Source organism: Aromatoleum petrolei (assembly GCF_017894385.1).
Lineage (GTDB): Bacteria > Pseudomonadota > Gammaproteobacteria > Burkholderiales > Rhodocyclaceae > Aromatoleum > Aromatoleum petrolei.
In genome coordinates, this window is sequence record NZ_CP059560.1 from 4,368,499 (window position 1) to 4,385,973 (window position 17,475).

15 protein-coding genes are annotated in these 17,475 nt (G+C 65.4%); 7 read left to right on the top strand and 8 right to left on the bottom strand.

The features are described 5' to 3' along the window. Positions 1 to 95: 95 nt before the first annotated feature. From ToN1_RS19970 to ToN1_RS19985, 4 genes are all read right to left on the bottom strand, one after another. Positions 96 to 587 (bottom strand): DUF302 domain-containing protein, encoded by a 492-nt coding sequence (locus ToN1_RS19970; protein WP_244860834.1) that lies wholly within the window; start codon positions 585 to 587, stop codon positions 96 to 98. Positions 588 to 637: 50 nt separating this feature from the next. Next, positions 638 to 2,797: a TonB-dependent receptor family protein gene (locus ToN1_RS19975; protein WP_169205148.1), complete on the bottom strand. Its 2,160-nt coding sequence runs from the start codon at positions 2,795 to 2,797 to the stop codon at positions 638 to 640. A gap of 148 nt (positions 2,798 to 2,945) precedes the next feature. Then, positions 2,946 to 3,296: a hypothetical protein gene (locus ToN1_RS19980; protein ID WP_244860835.1), complete on the bottom strand. Its 351-nt coding sequence runs from the start codon at positions 3,294 to 3,296 to the stop codon at positions 2,946 to 2,948. 483 nt (positions 3,297 to 3,779) lie between these two features. Continuing rightward, positions 3,780 to 5,975 (bottom strand): OsmC domain/YcaO domain-containing protein, encoded by a 2,196-nt coding sequence (locus ToN1_RS19985; protein WP_169205149.1) that lies wholly within the window; start codon positions 5,973 to 5,975, stop codon positions 3,780 to 3,782. 455 nt (positions 5,976 to 6,430) lie between these two features. On the opposite strand from ToN1_RS19985, the gene ToN1_RS19990 reads away from it, so the two are divergent. The 4 genes from ToN1_RS19990 (at position 6,431) to ToN1_RS20005 (ending at position 12,610) form a co-directional block, all read left to right on the top strand. After that, the gene (locus ToN1_RS19990; RefSeq protein ID WP_244860836.1) at positions 6,431 to 7,396 is read left to right on the top strand and encodes an aldo/keto reductase; all 966 of its coding nucleotides are present in this window, start codon (positions 6,431 to 6,433) and stop codon (positions 7,394 to 7,396) included. Between the two features lie 159 nt (positions 7,397 to 7,555). Continuing rightward, complete coding sequence (locus ToN1_RS19995; protein WP_244860837.1) at positions 7,556 to 8,305, top strand: NADPH-dependent F420 reductase; 750 nt, start codon at positions 7,556 to 7,558, stop codon at positions 8,303 to 8,305. A 13-nt stretch (positions 8,306 to 8,318) separates the two neighbouring features. Then, positions 8,319 to 9,581 (top strand): NTP/NDP exchange transporter, encoded by a 1,263-nt coding sequence (locus ToN1_RS20000; RefSeq protein WP_169205150.1) that lies wholly within the window; start codon positions 8,319 to 8,321, stop codon positions 9,579 to 9,581. A 101-nt stretch (positions 9,582 to 9,682) separates the two neighbouring features. Further along, positions 9,683 to 12,610 carry a PAS domain S-box protein gene (locus tag ToN1_RS20005; RefSeq protein WP_169205151.1) on the top strand — a complete coding sequence of 976 codons (2,928 nt, stop codon included), beginning with the start codon at positions 9,683 to 9,685 and terminating at the stop codon, positions 12,608 to 12,610. A 52-nt stretch (positions 12,611 to 12,662) separates the two neighbouring features. Here the strand turns inward: ToN1_RS20005 and ToN1_RS20010 are convergent, their stop codons facing one another. The 3 genes from ToN1_RS20010 to gstA all read right to left on the bottom strand — a co-directional run bounded on the left by ToN1_RS20010 (position 12,663) and on the right by gstA (position 14,282). Continuing rightward, complete coding sequence (locus ToN1_RS20010) at positions 12,663 to 13,028, bottom strand: YajD family HNH nuclease (protein ID WP_169205152.1); 366 nt, start codon at positions 13,026 to 13,028, stop codon at positions 12,663 to 12,665. 88 nt (positions 13,029 to 13,116) lie between these two features. Beyond that, entirely contained in the window at positions 13,117 to 13,599 is a 483-nt protein-coding gene (locus tag ToN1_RS20015) for a glutathione peroxidase (RefSeq protein WP_169205153.1), read from the bottom strand. A 77-nt stretch (positions 13,600 to 13,676) separates the two neighbouring features. Continuing rightward, positions 13,677 to 14,282, bottom strand: coding sequence for a glutathione transferase GstA (gene gstA / locus ToN1_RS20020; RefSeq protein ID WP_169205154.1), 606 nt, complete (start codon positions 14,280 to 14,282; stop codon positions 13,677 to 13,679). Between the two features lie 217 nt (positions 14,283 to 14,499). Between gstA and ToN1_RS20025 the strand changes: the two genes are divergently transcribed. Both ToN1_RS20025 and ToN1_RS20030 read left to right on the top strand, forming a co-directional pair. After that, the gene (locus tag ToN1_RS20025; protein WP_169205155.1) at positions 14,500 to 15,678 is read left to right on the top strand and encodes a methyltransferase; all 1,179 of its coding nucleotides are present in this window, start codon (positions 14,500 to 14,502) and stop codon (positions 15,676 to 15,678) included. 127 nt (positions 15,679 to 15,805) lie between these two features. Further along, positions 15,806 to 16,255: a hypothetical protein gene (locus ToN1_RS20030; RefSeq protein WP_210147872.1), complete on the top strand. Its 450-nt coding sequence runs from the start codon at positions 15,806 to 15,808 to the stop codon at positions 16,253 to 16,255. Between the two features lie 69 nt (positions 16,256 to 16,324). On the opposite strand, the gene ToN1_RS20035 is transcribed toward ToN1_RS20030, so the two are convergent. After that, entirely contained in the window at positions 16,325 to 16,708 is a 384-nt protein-coding gene (locus ToN1_RS20035) for a putative quinol monooxygenase (RefSeq protein ID WP_169205156.1), read from the bottom strand. Positions 16,709 to 16,956: 248 nt separating this feature from the next. Here ToN1_RS20035 and ToN1_RS20040 point away from each other — a divergent pair, with 248 nt between their 5' ends. After that, entirely contained in the window at positions 16,957 to 17,457 is a 501-nt protein-coding gene (locus ToN1_RS20040) for a hypothetical protein (protein ID WP_169205157.1), read from the top strand. Positions 17,458 to 17,475 lie beyond the last annotated feature (18 nt).

Consider the following 17,475-nt stretch of genomic DNA (forward strand, 5'->3'; position numbering starts at 1 on the left):
CACGAAATGGGCGGAGGAGACGGCTGCCGGCCTGGTCGCCGGTTCCTCCCCCTGAAGGGGAGAGAGCAATTGCGCCGGCTGCAGCCTTCGCAAGCTCAGTGCCTCAGCCCAGCATTGTCGACCGTGCGCTCCACGATGCGGCGCAGAAGCGTGGTTGCGAACGCCCCCGCGGGCGACTGCAGCGCCGGCGGTCGCGCGGCCAGGAAGACGGTGCGCGGCCTGCCGGGCAGCGTGTACAGCGCCACCGTCATCGGGCACAGCGCGATGTTGCGCACGTCCTCGGCGACCATCCGGCCCGACACCTGCGCGCTGCAGAAGGAGAATATCTCGGCGTCGCCGTAGAAATCCGCGCGATGGCCGAGATCCGGCGCCGTGCGCGCGAGCATTTCACCGAACCGGCTCACCGCCGGCGGTGCCAGCCCCTCGTCGACGAACGCGTCGAGCAGTGCCGCACGGGCGTCCGCGTAGGCAAGCGGCTGCAGCTCGCGCACGATGACCTCGTCCGCGGCCCGCACCACGGCGCCCGCCATGAGCAGGGCGGCGACAAAAAAAACGAGCCCCGCCCGAACGAGCCGGGCAGGGCGCATACGGTCGCCGTATTGGAGGAGGGCGCCGCGAAGGAGGAGTACGGTGCCGGTCAGAAGCGGTAGCTCGTCTTGATGCCCGCATACACGCTGCGGGTCGGGCCGGGTTCATAGAAGCGGTCGTTGCCGTCGCCGACGATCACCGAGGCGACGTGTTCCCTGTCGAACAGGTTATCCACGCGCACCATTTCCTGGAAGGTCCAGTGCCCCGAACGCTGCTCGGCAGTCAGGCGCAGGTTGGCCAGCGTGTAACCGGGCGCGGCGCGCTTGGTGTTCGTATCCTCGACGTAGACCTTGCCCCGATGCAGGACTTCGACGGCGGTCGCCAGTCCTGCCCGCGGCTTCCATTCCAGTTCGGCGTAGGCCGACAGCGCGGGGATGCCGGGGATGCGCTTGCCGTCCTCAATCGTCCGGCCGCCTGCGACGAAGTCGTCGTCGTAGACCGCGTGCAGCCTCGTCAGCGACAGTCTCCCGCGCCAATTCCGCGCGAACTCCGTATCGGCGGCAAACTCGACGCCCTGGCGCAAGGTCGAACCTGCGTTCTTGAACACCGTGCGCCCGCCCAGGGCGCTATCCACCACCAGTTCGTCCTTGGTGCGGATCTCGAACAGGGCGACGTTCACGCGGGTGTTTTCCCCGACGAAAGCCTTCGCGCCCAATTCGTACTGCTTGCTAGTGGCCGGCTTCAGGCCGAAGTTGAAGCCGTCCGTCGAGGTCGTGCCGGAATAGGAGAGCTCCGTCAGGGTTGGCGTCTCGAAGCCGCGCGCCGCACTCGCATACAGGTTCACGACCGGGCTCAGGTGATAGACGATGCCCAGCGCCGGAGTCGTCTTGCGATAGCGGATGTCGCCGCTGTCGTCGGGATTGCCCGTCACGATGTACTTGTCGTCCACCTCGAACTTCACGTCGCTGTGGCGCAGGCCCGCCTGCAGCGTCCACTTGTCGAGCTTCCAGCTGCCCTGCACATACGGATCGACGCTCGTGACCGTGTCGGTCTCGTTCCGGCGAAGCCGTCCCTTCACGCCCACCGCGCTCGGGGCGAAGGCGCTGCCGAGGAAATTCTCGAAGCCCTTGCGCGCATCTTCCGAGCGGTCGTAGTCGACGCCGGCGGTCAGCGTCAGGTCGCCGGGGCCCGCCGTCAGCGTATGTGTCCAGCGCGCGCCCATTCCGTGGAAGCTGCGATCGAAATCGATGACCCCGCCCGAATGACGGGGCCGCGTTGCGATGTTCTGAACCGCCGTGGGGATCGCCTGGAACTGCGTCACGCTGCGCTCGCCCGCGTAAGCCGACAGATGCAGCCGACCCGCGCCGAAGCGCCGCTCGTAGGTCGCGCCGCCCTGGCGGTGGTCGATGCTCTTGCGCGTGTTGAAGGTCTCGGCGACGCTCTCCACGTCCTGCGGATCGTCCTTGAAGGTGTCCCAGGTTAGCCCCAGCGGGTCATCCGTGTCGTCCTGCCGCAGCGCGTTCGCCACCAGCGTCAGCTTGCTTTCCTGGTCGGGCCGGAACACCAGCTTGCCGAACAGCTGGTCGCGCGTCGCCGCGCTGTGGTCCCGATAGCCGTCGGTATCGAAGCGCGACGCATCCACGACGTAACCCACTCCGTTCTTCTCGCCTTCCGCACCGATATCGACCTTGGTCGTGCCCCACGAACCGCCCAGCACCCCGCCGCGCACCGTCGGCGCACCCTTCGGGTCGCGCGAGAACAGCTGGATCACGCCCCCGGCATGGTTGCCATACACGGTCGAGAAGGGCCCGCGCATCACCTCGATGCGTTCGGCCGTGTCGAGATTGAAAGTCGCCGCCTGGCCCTGACCGTCTGGCGTGCTGGCGGGAATGCCGTCGGCGATCAGCTTCACGCCGCGCACGCCGAAGGCCGCCCGGCTGCCGAAGCCGCGCACCGAAATCTGCAGGTCCTGCGCGTAGTTCTGACGGTTCTGCACCACCAGCCCCGGCACCCCCGCGAGCGCCTCCGACGCATTCACGCCGAGATTGCCCGCCTGCACCCCCTGCATATCGACCGCGTCCACGGAGAAGGGCAGATCGAAGCTCTCGGCCTCGACGCGGCTGCCCGTGACGACCACCGGGTTCAATATCGGAGCGGGCTCCGCGGCCCGCACGGTGGATGCCCCCACACAGGCGAGCAGCGCCAAGGGAAGCGGTCGAAGCCGGGTACGCAGGGAGGGGGCGAGGGCGTTGCGGGTGGAAGCGAACATGATTCCGGATCCTGTCGGTTGGAGTACGCCGCGTGTGGCGTTTGTACCAACTTTAAGGATCCGCGCACAGTCCTGCGTCCATAAGTCCGCGGAATCGACCTACAGAAAATCATGAGATCGCACGCGCAGGCTGCCGCCCGGTGCGGCTTCAGCCGTGCCAGATCACCAGATACTTCTGTCGCCAGCGCAGCGAGCGCCACCACCTTTCGCCGGCCTCGTAGAGCGCGACCCCGTCGGCGGACAGGGTGTAATAGTGCGAGCGCGTCCCTTCCTTCGCGCAGGGCACGATGTAGCCATTGCGCTCGAGAAATCCGAAGTAATGCACTGCCATCGGCGCGCCTTCGAGGTGAGTGAGGCAGGAGAGATCCCACAGGTGTATGAAGGGATGCCCCGCATGCATGGATCGCAACATCTGCAGCACGTGCCAGCGATGCGGCACGGGTTCGCGGCGAGGGGCGTCATCGGCACGCGCAAGCATCACGATCTCCAGGGTCTGCATTTCCAGGCTGGATCGACGGAGCCCCCCGCTTGGTCCACCCGCCGGGACCGGCAGCGGGGCGGAAGTCAGCCGCAAACAGCATGCAGCCGGCTGAGCGATGCCGGGCGAGCCTTCATCCCGTTTGATTGCGCAGCCGACACTTGTTTTATAGCCCGTGGAAAGTGGCTTGTCTTCGCGTCTGGGATACTTGTTACGGATGGAACGAGGGTGCCGTTCGCAGGGCGCTTTCCCGCCCGACGGACGGGCAACGCACGCCCCGGCCCGCCTGCGCCTTCGTGAGATTCGTGAGCGAACTGTTTGAGGGTCAGCTCGAATGAGGTTCAGGCACCGGGGCTTGGCGGTCGATAGGGCGGAGGGTGATTGCGCGGCGGGAGATCGGCCCGAGCCGACCTCGTGCTGCAATCCGGCGGGTCGCTGCCGTTCACTCGCTGATGGCCCCCAGTGGGCACCTTCGTCACCAGCGTGGGACCGCGCCCGATTGGATCAAGCCGCCATATTGGCCCGCGCTATGTGCAGTTTTTTGTAGCTATCGATTAGGCGCTGGTGCCTGTCGAGCCCTTCCAGCTTCGTGCTTGTCGGCGTTAGGCCGAAGAAGCGCACGCTACCGTCCACCGCCCCTATCACCGCGTCCATCCGCGGGTTGCCAAACATCCGGCGGAAATTGACCTCGTAATCGTCCAATTCAAGGTCGTCGTCCAGCAGCACCTCCAGCACCACATTCAAGGCCTGATATAACAACCCGCGCTCGGCCGTGTTTTCATTATATTGGAGGAAGGCTTCCACCTGTTCCTTCGCCGCTTCAAATTGCTTCAAGGCGAGATTAATCAGCAGTTTCAACTCCAAAAGCGTTAGTTGACCCCAGGCCGTATTCTCGTCAAATTCGATGCCGATCAATGTAATGATATCGGTGTAGTCATCCAGTTCGCTGTCTTCCAGACGTTCAAGCAGCGCCCCCAGGCTGGCATCGTCGAGGCGATGCAAGTTCAAGATGTCGGCGCGGAACAACAGTGCTTTGTTGGTGTTGTCCCAGATCAGGTCTTCCACTGGATAGACTTCTGAGTATCCCGGCACCAGGATGCGGCAGGCCGTCGCGCCGAGCTGGTCATGCACCGCCATGTACACTTCCTTACCCATGTCTTCGAGAATGCCGAACAACGTTGCGGCTTCCTCGGCATTGGAGTTTGCACCCTGACCAGAAAAATCCCACTCGACGAAATCATAGTCGGCTTTGCTGCTGAAAAAGCGCCACGACACCACGCCGCTGGAATCAATAAAGTGCTCGACGAAGTTATTCGGCTCCGTCACGGCGTTACTTTCGAAGGTGGGCTGGGGTAGATCGTTCAGGCCTTCGAAACTGCGCCCCTGCAGCAACTCGGTAAGGCTGCGTTCCAGCGCCACCTCCAAGCTCGGGTGCGCCCCAAACGAGGCAAATACGCCGCCAGTACGGGGGTTCATCAAGGTGACGCACATCACCGGAAATTCCCCGCCCAGCGACGCATCCTTCACCAGCACGGGAAAGCCCTGCTTTTCCAGCTCCTCAATGCCGGCGAGGATGCCAGGATATTTTTTCAACACTTCGTTCGGCACATCGGGCAGCGCGATTTCGCCTTCCAGGATTTCGCGCTTTACCGCCCGCTCGAAGATTTCCGATAGGCATTGCACCTGTGCCTCGGCCAGCGAATTGCCGGCACTCATGCCATTGCTGAGGAATAAATTGTCGATCAGATTGGCGGGAAAATACACCACCGCGCCGTCCGACTGACGAACATACGGCAGCGAACAGATGCCGCGCTGCACATTGCCGGAGTTGGTGTCGTACAAATGCGAGCCACGCAATTCGCCATCGGGGTTGTAAATCTGCAGGCAGTACTCGTCGAGAATTTCGGTCGGCAGCGCATCGTCAGGGCCGGGTATGAACCAACGCTCGTTCGGGTAATGCACAAACGCCGCGTTGGCAATGTCTTCCCCCCAGAACTGGTCGTTGTAAAAATGATTGCAATTCAGACGCTCGATAAATTCGCCCAATGCCGACGCCAGCGCGCTTTCTTTGGTAGCACCCTTGCCATTGGTAAAACACATCGGCGAGTGCGCATCCCGAATATGCAGCGACCACACGTTAGGAACAAGATTGCGCCACGAAGCGATCTCAATCTTGATGCCCAGGTCTGCCAACACGCCCGACATATTGGCGATAGTCTTCTCCAGCGGCAGATCCTTTCCAGCAATGTAGGTGCTTACGTCTGAATCCGGATTCAGTGTCAGCAAGGCCTGAGCGTCGGCATCCAGATTTTCAACTTCTTCAATTACAAACTCAGGCCCGGTTTGCACCACCCTCTTTACCGTGCAACGCTCGACGGAACGCAAAATGCCCTGGCGGTCTGTGGCGGAGATATTCTCTGGCAACTCGACCTGAATCTTGAAAATCTGCTTGTAGCGGTCTTCCGGATCAACAATATTGTTCTGCGACAGGCGAATGTTTTCGGTAGGAATATTGCGAGTATCGCAGTACAACTTCACAAAATACGCCGCACACAAAGCCGACGAAGCCAGAAAATAATCAAACGGGCCAGGCGCCGAGCCATCGCCCTTATAGCGGATAGGCTGATCGGCCACCACTGTGAAGTCATCAAATTTGGCTTCAAGACGAAGCTTGTCGAGAAAATTGACCTTAATTTCCATTGGGGAATCCCGAAATAGCGTTCAAACTGATTTGGCCGCCATTATCACCGTTTCTGCAGGTTTGGGTCGGACTTTGCCGTTGGGTTCGATCAACAGCCGCTGAAAGCGGAAGCGCCACGGACGGATGCCGTAGAGCGCACTGCGCCGCCCCCTCGGGGAGACGTATATGGCGGTTGTGGCCGACGAGCTGGTCGATGTGCCGCTGCACCCCTACAGCCAGCCGAAGTACATGACCTGCGTGGACCTGGGCCCCTCGGTCGCGCTGTACACAGAGGGCTGGGACCCGCAACGCATCCTTGATGCGGGAGGATGCCAGGTCGCTCAAGCGGGAAATCGCGACGAAATGGATGTATCCGCCGGCGCCGGATTTCCCGCGCGTCGCGGCACTTGCGGGGCGTTGTCGTGGTCTGAGCTTGCGAAGGCCGTGCTGCGGCCGTCTTGTGGAGGAAGGGTGCATGTCCGGTCCGTCGTCCCCGATGATTGCCGGTCGCGGAATGACGCGGGCGGAATTCCTGCGCCTTGCGGCGGGCGCGGCGGCGGGGCTTCTCGTCGGCGGCGGAGCGAGGGCGCAGACGCCCGACGAGTCTTCCGGCGCTGCGATGCCGACGCGCTCGATTCCTTCGACCCAGGAGCCGTTGCCGGTGATTGGCCTCGGCACCTACGTGGGTTTCGACGTGCCGCGCGAGTCGGCGGAGTATCGCCGGCTGCCGGAGGTGTTGCGGACCCTGTTCGAGGCCCGCGGGTCGGTGATCGATACCTCGCCGATGTACGGGCGGGCGGAGGCGGTGACGGGGGAGCTGCTTGCTGCGGGCGGGCTGCGCAACCGCGCCTTCGTCGCGACCAAGGTGTGGACGCGCGGGCGGGCCGAGGGGATTCGGCAGATGCAGGAGTCGATGCGGCTGCTGCAGGTGGAACGCCTGGATTTGATGCAGGTGCATAACCTGGTCGACTGGCGCGTGCACCTGTCGACGCTGCGCGCCTGGCAGGCCGCGGCGCGCGTGCGTTATATCGGCATCACGCATTACACGAGCGGTGCCTATGGCGAGCTGGAGGCGGTGATGCGCGAGGCACAGTTCGACTTCCTGCAGGTCAATTATTCGGTCGACGAACGGGAGGCGGAGCGGCGCATCCTGCCGCTGGCGGCCGAGCGCGGCATGGCGGTGCTGATCAACAGGCCCTTCGGCGGCGGCGGGGTGTTGCGCCGCCTGCGTGAGCGGCCGCTGCCGCCGTGGGCGGCGGAGATCGGGGCGACAAGCTGGGCGCAGGTGCTGTTGAAGTTCGTGTTGAGCCATCCGGCCGTGACCTGCGCGATTCCGGGGACCGGGCGGCCGGAGCACATGGTGGACAACGTGCGTGCGGCCATCGGCACGCTTCCCGATGCGGCGTTCTGGAAGCGCCATATCGATTCGATCGACGCCTGAGCACTTTGGCCCGGAGGCCAGGAGGGGGATGGGATTCCGCCGCATCGGCTTGACCCATCCCGCCCCCAGCTCTCCCCTCGACGGGGAGGGAGCAACTGCTTTGACTCGGCCCGGCATGACGTAATCGACCGCCGGGTTCATATTGCTGCGGAGGCAAGCATGACTACGCGTTTCCGTTCCGATGCGGTCCCCGATCCCCGGCGCCGCAACTTGATCCTTGCCGCCGCGGCGACGGTTGCGCTGGCCATGCTGCCGCGTGCTGCGTTTGGCGCGTCGGACGGTTTCCGCATCGGCATCATCGGCACCGGGCGGATCGGCGGCGCGCTGGCCGAGCTGTGGGCGAGGGCCGGTCACGAGTTGCTGATCTCGTCGCGCCATCCGGACGACCTGAAGCCCCTCGCCGCACGCCTGGGCGCGAACGTGCGGATCGGCACGCCGCGCGAGGCGGCGGAATTCGGCGACGTCGTGCTGATTGCGGTGCCCTACGGGGCGCTGCCTCAGGTGGGACGCGACTATGCGGGGCTGATGGCGAGGAAGGTGGTGCTGGAAACCGGCAATCCGCGACGCGAGCGCGACGGACCGATGGCGACGCCGGCATTGGAGCGGGGCACCGGGGTGGCGTCGGCCGAATACCTGCCCGGCGTGCGCCTGGTGCGGGCCTTCACGTCTGTGCCGCATACCGCGCTGCGCGGTGAGGCGCATCGTGACGGCGAGCGTATCGGCGTGCCGCTCGCGGCCGACGACCGCGACGCGCTGGCGGTTGCCGCGCGCCTGGTCGAGGACGCCGGCTTCGAGCCGGTGCCGGTCGGGGGGCTGGCGCGTGCCAGGGATTTCGATGTCGGTTCGCCGGTGTTCGGCCGGGCGCTGACGGCGCGCGAGCTGCGGCAGGTGATGGGCGTCGCGCGCTGAGGACGGGTGGGCGATGTTCGGGGCGCTCGTCCGTCGGGTGGTGCCGGTTCGCGAGGGCGAGACGCTGCCCTTGCTGCTCGCGACCGCCTGCGGCTTCGCGATTCTGTATTCCTACTACCTGTTGCGTCCGGTGCGCGACGAGATCGGCGCGGCGGACCGCGGCAATCTGCAGATCCTGTGGACCGCCGTGTTCGTCGTGATGCTGCTGGCGGTGCCGCTGTATTCGGCGGCGGTGGCGCGCTGGCCGCGGGCGGTGTTCGTGCCGCTGGCGAACCGCTTCTTCGCGGCCAACCTGCTCGCCTTCTATGCCGCGCTGTATCTGCTGCCCGAGTCGGCGCGGGCATGGATAGACCGCGTGTTCTACGTGTGGACGAGCGTGTTCGCGCTGTTCGTCGTCACGGTGTTCTGGGGCTTCGTCGCGGATCTCTTCCGTCACGAACAGGGCAAGCGCCTGTTCGGCTTCATCGCGGTCGGCTCCTCGCTCGGCGGCATCGCGGGGTCGGCGACGACCGCGGTGCTGGCGCAGCATGTGCCGGTGTTCCTGCTCCTGCTGATCGCCGTGCTGCCGCTGGAGGCGGCGTCGTGGTGCACGCGGGCGCTCGATCGCCATGCGCAACGCCGGCCGGCTGTGCTCGCACGCGAACCGGAGGCGCGCATCGGCGGCAGCGCGTGGAGCGGGGCGCCGCTCGTGTTCCGTTCCCCGGCCTTGCTGCGCATCGCACTGTGGCTGCTGCTGATGACCTTCGCCTCGACCATCCTGTACTTCGTCCAGGCGCACATGCTCGGCGAGGCCTATTCCGACCGGGCGCTGCGGCGGGTCTTCCTCGCCCGCGTGGATGCTGTCGTGAATGGGGTGACGATCGTGATGCAGGTCTGCCTCACCGCCCACATTCTGCATCGTATCGGGGTGGGGCTGACGCTGGCCCTGCTCCCGGTCGTGGCGCTCGTCGGTTTCGTGGTGCTCGGCATTGCGCCAGCACTCGCCGCGCTGGTGGCCGTGCGCGTGCTCTACGACAGCACCCGCCATGCGCTCGCAAAGCCTGCACGCGAGGTGCTGTTCACGCTGGTCGGTCGTGAGGAGCGATACAAGGCCAAGACCTTCATCGACGCCGTGGTGTATCGCGGCGGCGATCTTGCGAGCGGCTGGATCTACGCGGGGCTCGCGGCCTTGGGTCTGTCAGTGGGCGCGATCGCGCTGGCTGCAGTGCCGTTGACGGGCTGCTGGATCCTGGTCGCGCGTCAACTGGGGCGCTGGGACGAGCTGGATCGCACGTGAGCCCCGGCCGGCGGATGCATCGCGACTATCCTTGACAAAGGTAAATTTTGTACAATATCGCAGTAAACTTTACCTTTGGCCGGCGCTGAGGTGTGCGGCGCTTGAATCCTTGCACCTGCGTCGCTGCTGTTGTCCTGACGCAGGACAGCTTCGACAATTTCCGAAAGACAAGGTCATGGACAGGTGATCGAATGAATCTGCCTGATTTTCGGTGGCGATCGCTCAACACGCGGATCACCCTCGTTACGCTGTGCATCTTCCTGGTCAGCATCTGGTCGCTGGCCCTCTATGCCAGCCATGCGTTGCGCAAGGACATGCGGCGTCTTATGGGACAGCAGCAGTTCGCGACCGCGACCGTGCTGGCCGCGGGCGTCAATGACGCTCTTGCGAAGCGGCTGCATGCGCTGGAGATCTTTGCCGGCACGATCGCCGCGACCTCGGGGCACGACGCATCGGACTTGCAGACACTGCTGGAGCGCAATCCGGTCTTGCTCGACTTGTTCAATGGCGGGGTTGCCGTACTGGATGGCGGCGGCACCGCGATCGCGGGCCCGCCGGCGTCGGCCGTCCGGATCGGGGTGAATTTCGCCGATCGGGATGATGTTGCGGCCGCACTCAGGCAGGGAAGTGCGACGATCGGGCGGCCGTCGATGGGCGAGGATGCGCGTGCGGCGATGTTCGGGATGGCGGCGCCCGTCCGTGACGCCACGGGTCGCGTGGTGGGGGCGGTGCTGGGGATGACCGAACTGTCGAAACCGAATTTCATCGATCGGATCGCCGGCAACGCGTATGGTCGCACCGGATCGTACGTGCTCGTTGCGCCGCGCGACCGGCGGGTGTTCGCCGCGTCGGACAAGGCGCGGATCATGGAGGTGCTGCCTGCTCCGGGCGAAAATCCGTCGATCGACCGGTTCATCGACGGTTTCGAAGGGTCCGGGGTAATTCGCAATGTGGTCGGTGCGGAAGTTCTTGCCTCGGTCAAGAGCATTCCGCTGGCGGGCTGGCTTGCGGCCGTCACCCTGCCGATCGAGGATGCATTCGCGCCGATCCGCGCGGTACAGCGGCGCGTGCTGGTTGCCGCGTTCCTGCTCAGCCTGTTCGCTGCGGGGCTCACGTGGGTGCTGCTGAAGCGCCAGCTCGCACCGATGCTCAATACGGTGAAGACGCTGGCCGCAATTTCGGATCTGAAAGCGTTTCCGCAACCCTTGCCGGTCGTCCGGCAGGATGAGGTGGGTGAGTTGATCGGCGGGTTCAATCGGCTTCTGGAAACCCTGTCGAAGGGTGATCGTGCGCTGAGGGAAAACGAGCGGAAGCTCGCCACGATTCTCCAAAACGTCGATGGATACATCTACATGAAGGACAGGAGCGGACGGTACCTGTTCGCGAATCGCAAGGTGTGCGAATTGTTCGGCGTGACGGAGCAGGAGATCGTCGGGTACGGGGACGAGAAGTTCTTCGATGCCGACACCGTGGCCCAGATTCGCTCGGGCGACGCACAGGTCCTGACAGAAGGGCGTTCGTTCCGGATGGAAGAAACCAACCGCAATCGCAAGGACGGACGCACCTCGACCTACCTGACCGTCAAGCTGCCCCTGCGCGACGAGAGTGGCGAGATCTACGCGCTGTGCGGAATCTCGACGGACATCACCGAGCGCAAGCAGGTCGAGGAAACCTTGCGCGAAAGCCGCGTGTTCGTGCAGGGCGTGCTGGATTCGGTGCCGAGCCAGATCGCCGTCCTCGACGGCAGCGGGATCATCATCGCCGTGAACGAACCGTGGCGGCGATTTGCCATCGAGAACGGCGTCGAGCCGGGAGGAACCGCACCCAACACCGATGTCGGAACCTCATACCTGGCGATCTGCGGTGCAAGCGAAAACGGCGCCACCGACGGGGCCGGCGAAGGGATCCGGGCGGTGCTCGACGGTCGATTGCCGAGTTTCAGCTTCGAATACCCCTGCCATGCGCCAAATGCCCAGCGCTGGTTCGCGATGACCGTCAACCCGCTGGGGGCCGACCGCAAGGGCGTGGTGGTCATGCATACCGACATCACGTCCCGCCGGCTCGCCGAAGACCGATTGCGCCTTGCTGCCAGTGTTTTCACCCACGCCTACGAGGGGATCGCGCTCACCACGGCGACCGGCGAGATCATCGACGTGAACGAAGCTTTCTGCCGCATCACCGGCTACAGCCGCGAGGAAGTGCTGGGCGGCAACCCGCGCATACTGAAATCGGGGCGGCATGACGAGGCGTTCTATGCCGCACTCTGGCAGCGTCTCGCCGAGGATGGCTGCTGGCAGGGCGAGATGTGGAATCGCCGCAAGAGCGGGGAGATCTATCCCGAACACAAGACCATCACCGTCGTCCGCGACGAGCATGGCCAGGTCCGGCATTACGTTGCGCTGGGGTCCGACATCACCGAGCGCAAGAACATGGAAGAGCAGATCCGCCAGCTCGCCTTCTATGACGCCCTGACGAACCTGCCGAATCGCCGCCTGTTCCACGATCGCATGCATCAGGCGCTGGCGGCCAGAAGGCGCACGGGCCGGCAGGGTGCCCTGCTGTTCATCGATCTGGACAATTTCAAGCCGCTGAACGATACGCACGGCCATGACGTCGGCGATCTGCTGCTGGTGGAAGTGGCACAGAGGCTGCAAAACTGCGTGCGTGAGATGGACACCGTGGCGCGCTTCGGCGGCGACGAATTCGTGGTGATGCTCGGCGACCTGCTGCCCGATCGGGTGGAGGCGCGCCGCCACGCCGAGCATATTGCGCAGAAGATTCTCGCCTGCCTGTCCGACCCTTATGTGCTGACGGTCGAGCACGCCGGCCAAGGCGCTCGCACGGTCAGGCACCATTGTTCGGCAAGCATCGGCGTTGCAATGTTCCTGGACACCGAAGTCAGCGAAGACCTCATCCTCAAGCGGGCGGATGCCGCGATGTACGAGGCCAAGGAGGCCGGCCGCGGGGCGATCCGCATCGTCGATTCCGTTGCGGGAGCGACGCTCGTGGAGCTGGAAGCGCTCGACTGAGCGCAACCGGCGCGCTTGCGCCGCGACGGCCGCGCGCCGGGGCCGCGGACGATCATTTTCCCTTCGCCAGCTTCGCCTTCAGGTCGGCAAACGGGTTGTACGTTGCCACCGCGCCGTTGTCCGTCTGGATCGAACTGCCCGCCTGCGCTTCGAGCTGGCGCTGGTGTTCGTTGTCGTGGCAGTAGATGCACAGCAGCTCCCAATTGCTGCCGTCGGGCGGGTTGTTGTCGTGATTATGGTCGCGGTGATGCACCGTCAGTTCGCGCAGGTTGGCGAGCGTGAACTCGCGCGCACAGCGGCCGCAGATCCACGGGTAGATCTTCAGCGCGCGTTCGCGGTAGCCGTCGCTGCGCGTGTCGGCGTTGCGCCGGGCGTCGGCGACGATGCGGTCGAGCTTGCTGTGGTCGAAGGTCTTCATGGCTGGACGATTTGCGTCTGTCTGGTGGAGGTTTCGATTCCGGCGGGCGCTCGTGGGTTCATCGGACGTCCGAGGCGTCCCGCTGCCTTCAAAGCAGTGCTTCGATGTCGTCGGCGATGGCTTCCGGCGGCGTCATCGGGGCGTAGCGCTCGACCTGCGTGCCGCTGCGATCGACGAGGAATTTCGTGAAGTTCCACTTGATCGCTTCGGTGCCGAGCACGCCTTTCGCATGCGCCTTCAGCCACGCGTAGAGCGGGTGGGTGTTGTCGCCGTTGACCTCGATCTTGGCGAACATCGGGAAGCTGATGCCGTAGTTCGTCTCGCAGAACGCGGCGATCTCGGCGGCGTCGCCCGGCTCCTGCGTGCCGAACTGGTTGCACGGGAAGCCCAGCACCACCAGCCCGCGCGCGCGGTATTTCTCGTGGAGCTGCTCGAGCCCGGCATAGTGCGGGGTGAAGCCGCACTGGCTGGCGGTATTCACGATCAGCAGCACCTTGCCGGCGTATTCGCCGATCGTGGTGCTGCCGCCGGTGAGGCGTTCGACGGTGATGTCCTTGAGCTGCGAGTCCATGGCTTGTCCCTCCGCATTCTGCCGGCCGCGTGGCGGCAAAGCCTCCCGGCGTGAGCCGGGAGGGCCGTTTCACGCCGTCACAGCAGCCCTTCGGCCTTCATCGCCGCGACCACCGCGGGGCGTGCGGCGACGCGAGCCTGGTAGGCGGCGAGTGCGGGCCATTGCGACAGGTCGAGCTCGATGAACTTCGCCCAGCCCGCCACCGTGAAGAGGTAGGCGTCGGCGACGCTGAAGTCGGCGCCCATCAGGTAGTCCCTGCCGGCGAGCTGCTCGGCCAGGTAGGCGAAGCGACGCTCCAGGTTCGCGCGGCACATCGCCTTCCACTCGGCGGGCGTCGCCGGGTTGAAGAAGGGGCTGAAGTTCTTGTGGATCTCGGTGCCGATGAAGGTGAGCCAGCCCTGCAGCTTGTAGCGCTCGATGCTGTCATTGGCCGGCGCGAGCTTCCTGCCCGGCACCAGGTCTGCAAGGTACTGGACGATCGCGGGGCCTTCGGTGATCACGTCGCCATTGTCGAGCTGCAGTGCCGGGACGTAACCCTTGGGGTTGATCTTCCAGTAGTCCTGCCCCGATGCGGTGACCTTCGTCTTCAGGTCGACGACTTCCGTCTCGTACTTCAGACCCGCTTCCTCGAGGACGATGTGGGGAGAGAGCGAGCATGCACCGGGTTTCAAAAACAGCTTCATTGATGGGCTCCTTCACGGGGGTGGGGGATGCGAGAGATAACGCCCGCCGCTGGCGGCGCAGACGTGTGGCAATGTTTTCCGGATGGCGTTCCCGGTTCCCCGGAGCCTACTCGCCGGCCGTGCCGGTGGCAATCGGGGTGCAGACCGTGCTGGCTTGCCCGCGGAGCGCGGGAGTTTGCGATACTCGCGCCTCCGCAATCACATCCTGCCGTAGCGCATGAACCACCGCGAACGCCTTCTCGAACTGCAATCGGAGCTGCATGCGCACGAGGCGTTCTGGCGGCCGTCGCCGTTCCAGGTGCGACGGCCTGCCTGGTGCGAGGCACATCCGGCGCTCGCCGATGCGGTGCTCGGGCTCGACGAGGCGACGCTGGACCGGTTCATCGTCGATCCCGACGCGGTTCGCGCATGGCTCGCGCCGCGCCTGTCCGCGGCCGAAAGGTTGGAGGCGCTGTGCACCGTGCGGCAGCTCGCCGCGCGCGACCTGCCGCCCCGCGACCCCCGCGCCGACCTGTTCATCCCCGGCCGCAAGCTTGCGCAGATCGAGGCCTTCGCCGCACACGGGCCGGCTACCGCTGCGCCGGTGCTGGAGTGGTGCGCGGGCAAGGGGCACCTGGGGCGCCGGCTGGCGCTCCTCGACCGGGTGCCGGTGCGCCTGCTGGAGATCGATTCCGCGCTGTGCGGGGCCGCCGAGCGCCTGGCCGACGGGAGCGGGGTGGAGCAGAGCGTGACCTGCGGCGACGCGCTGGACGAGGGCGCCCGCCGCCATGTGCGCGGCCATGCTGTCGTCGCGCTGCATGCCTGCGGCGAGCTGCATCGCACGCTGGTCCGCCATGCCGCCCAAGATCATGCGCACAGCTACCGCATTGCGCCGTGCTGCTATCACCTCGGTGCGGCGGAAGGTTACCGGCCCCTGAGCCGCGAGGCGACGCTTGCGCTCGATGAGCGCGCGCTGCGGCTGGCGGTGACGGAGACGGTCACCGCACCGCGCAACGTGCGTCGGCGTCTGGCGCGCGACCAGGCGTGGAAACTGGGTTTCGTCGCGCTGCGCAACGAACTCGAGGGCGAAGCCGTGCGCAGTTTCAAGCCGGTGCCCGCGTCATGGCTGTCGCTCGATTTCGTCGGCTATTGCCGTGCGCTGGCGGGGCGTGAGGGCGTGCGCCTGCCGGCGGCGGTGGATTGGGACCATTGGCTTGCCGTCGGCGAGCGGCGCCGCGACGAGGTGCGCCGCTTCGAGGTGGTCCGCCACGCCTTTCGCCGTGCGCTCGAAGTGTGGCTGGTGATGGACCTCGCGCTGGGGCTGGAGGAGGCCGGGTTCTCCGTGCAGGCGGGCACCTTCTGCGCGCGCGCGCTCACGCCGCGCAACCTGTTGCTGCTGGCGCGGCGCGCTGCGTGACGATTGGAGACGTGCGATTGTTCCGGGCAGGAGGATAATATCCGGTCGTAATGTTCAGACGTGCCGGTGCTCTGCCCCGATGCAGACGTCCGGCGATCGGCGGTGTCATCCGTTCGGGAGAATGTACATGTACAAGAAGCTCGTGCTTGCATCGCTCGCGGCCCTCGTGCTGAGCGCATGCGTCGTCGCGCCTCCGCGCGGCGCCGTGGTCGTGGCGCCGGCACTGCCGGCCATCGTCGAGTTCGACGTGGAGCCGTATTATTACTACCGTGGTTACTACTATGTGTACGAGAACAGCCGGTGGCGCTACGCGAACTCGCGCTCCGGCCCCTGGGTGGAGCTGCCGCGCAGCCACTATCCGCGGGAGATTCGCTACAAGGGGCACCGGGAAGAGTGGCGGGGTGACCGTTACGAACGTGACGATCGACGCTGGGAACGCGAGAAGGAGCGCCGCCGCGACCGCGACGATGACCGCAGGCGGGACCGCCGGGGGAATGATGACGATGATCGCCGGCGCGATCGCCGGGATGATGATGGCGACCGCCCGTGGTGGGATCGCAACGACGATCGGAATTGATTCAGCCGCGGGAGCCCCCCGAGCAGCCCGCGGTCCGCACCGCCCGCCGGACGGAGCGCCGGCGGTGGATCAGACCGGCGAGTCCTTGTCGGCCCGTGGATTCAGTACGAAGGCGTTTTCCGCCGTCTCGTGGTAGGTCGTGCCGAAGCCGACGAGAATTTCCTTCGAGCGTGCGTCCGGATTGCCCCAGCACTGGCAGGTGATCTTGTCGCAGGCGTCGATCAGGGTGGCGAGCGGCGCCTTGCCCTTTTCGTTGGCGAGGTGCGCCTCAAAGGCCGCGTCGGTGGCGTAGATTTCCGTCCATTGGCTCACGCGCGGCGAGGGGTAGTCGGCGTGGTAGCAGATCACGCCGGGGTGTTCCAGCATCACCTTGCACAGCGCGGCCTGATTGGCGCGGAAGTCGGCTTCGCGGCCGGCCTTGATGTCCCACTGGATCTTCAGCATGAACGCCATCGTTTCCTCCTGGTCTTCGGGTGGTTGCAGGATGTGCTTCGTGCCCGCGGCCGTTGCCGCGAGCGGCGGATGGCGGCGGGCGGAACTCCATACTAGGCCAGAAAACCGCCATGCGCGTGAATTGCGCCGGTCGAGGCGCGACGAGGCACGGGCGCGTCGCGGGCCGGCACTTGCGGCCTTGCATGTTGACGAATCCGGCATAGATTGAAAATGACAATGAGGGTTGTACGTTCAAGGGGAGAACAGCCATGATCCGCAATCCGATCGACGCGTCGGTGCGCGTGAGCACCCGTCTTGCCGAGCTGATCGAGAGCCGCTGCAACGATCCCGACGTCGATCAGCCGATCACGCTGGGGCAATTGCGCACGCTGGTGGCGGACGTGCTGCCGCCTTCGGTGAAGGCGGCGGAGCGGATGCACCATTTCGACGTCGAGGAGTCCGACCTCGACGAACTCGATGCCCTGATCGAGGAGTACGGCGAGGACTCGGTCGCGGTCGACTTCCTGCAGGTGAGCGCGAGCGAACCTCTGTCGCGCGTGATCGAGACACTCGTGAACGAAGCGGACGAGGAGAGCCTGCCGACCCTCGGGCAGGTGCGCGAGGCGATGGCAGCGGGGCTGCTGACGCGGCTCGTCGGCGACGGGGTGCTCGAGGACGACGAGGATGACGGCCTGCTCGCCGAGATGGAAGGCCTGATCGAGCGCTTCGGGCCGGACGCGCTGGCGGAGAACTTCCTGCGGCTGGAGTAGCACCGCCTGCAGCGCACG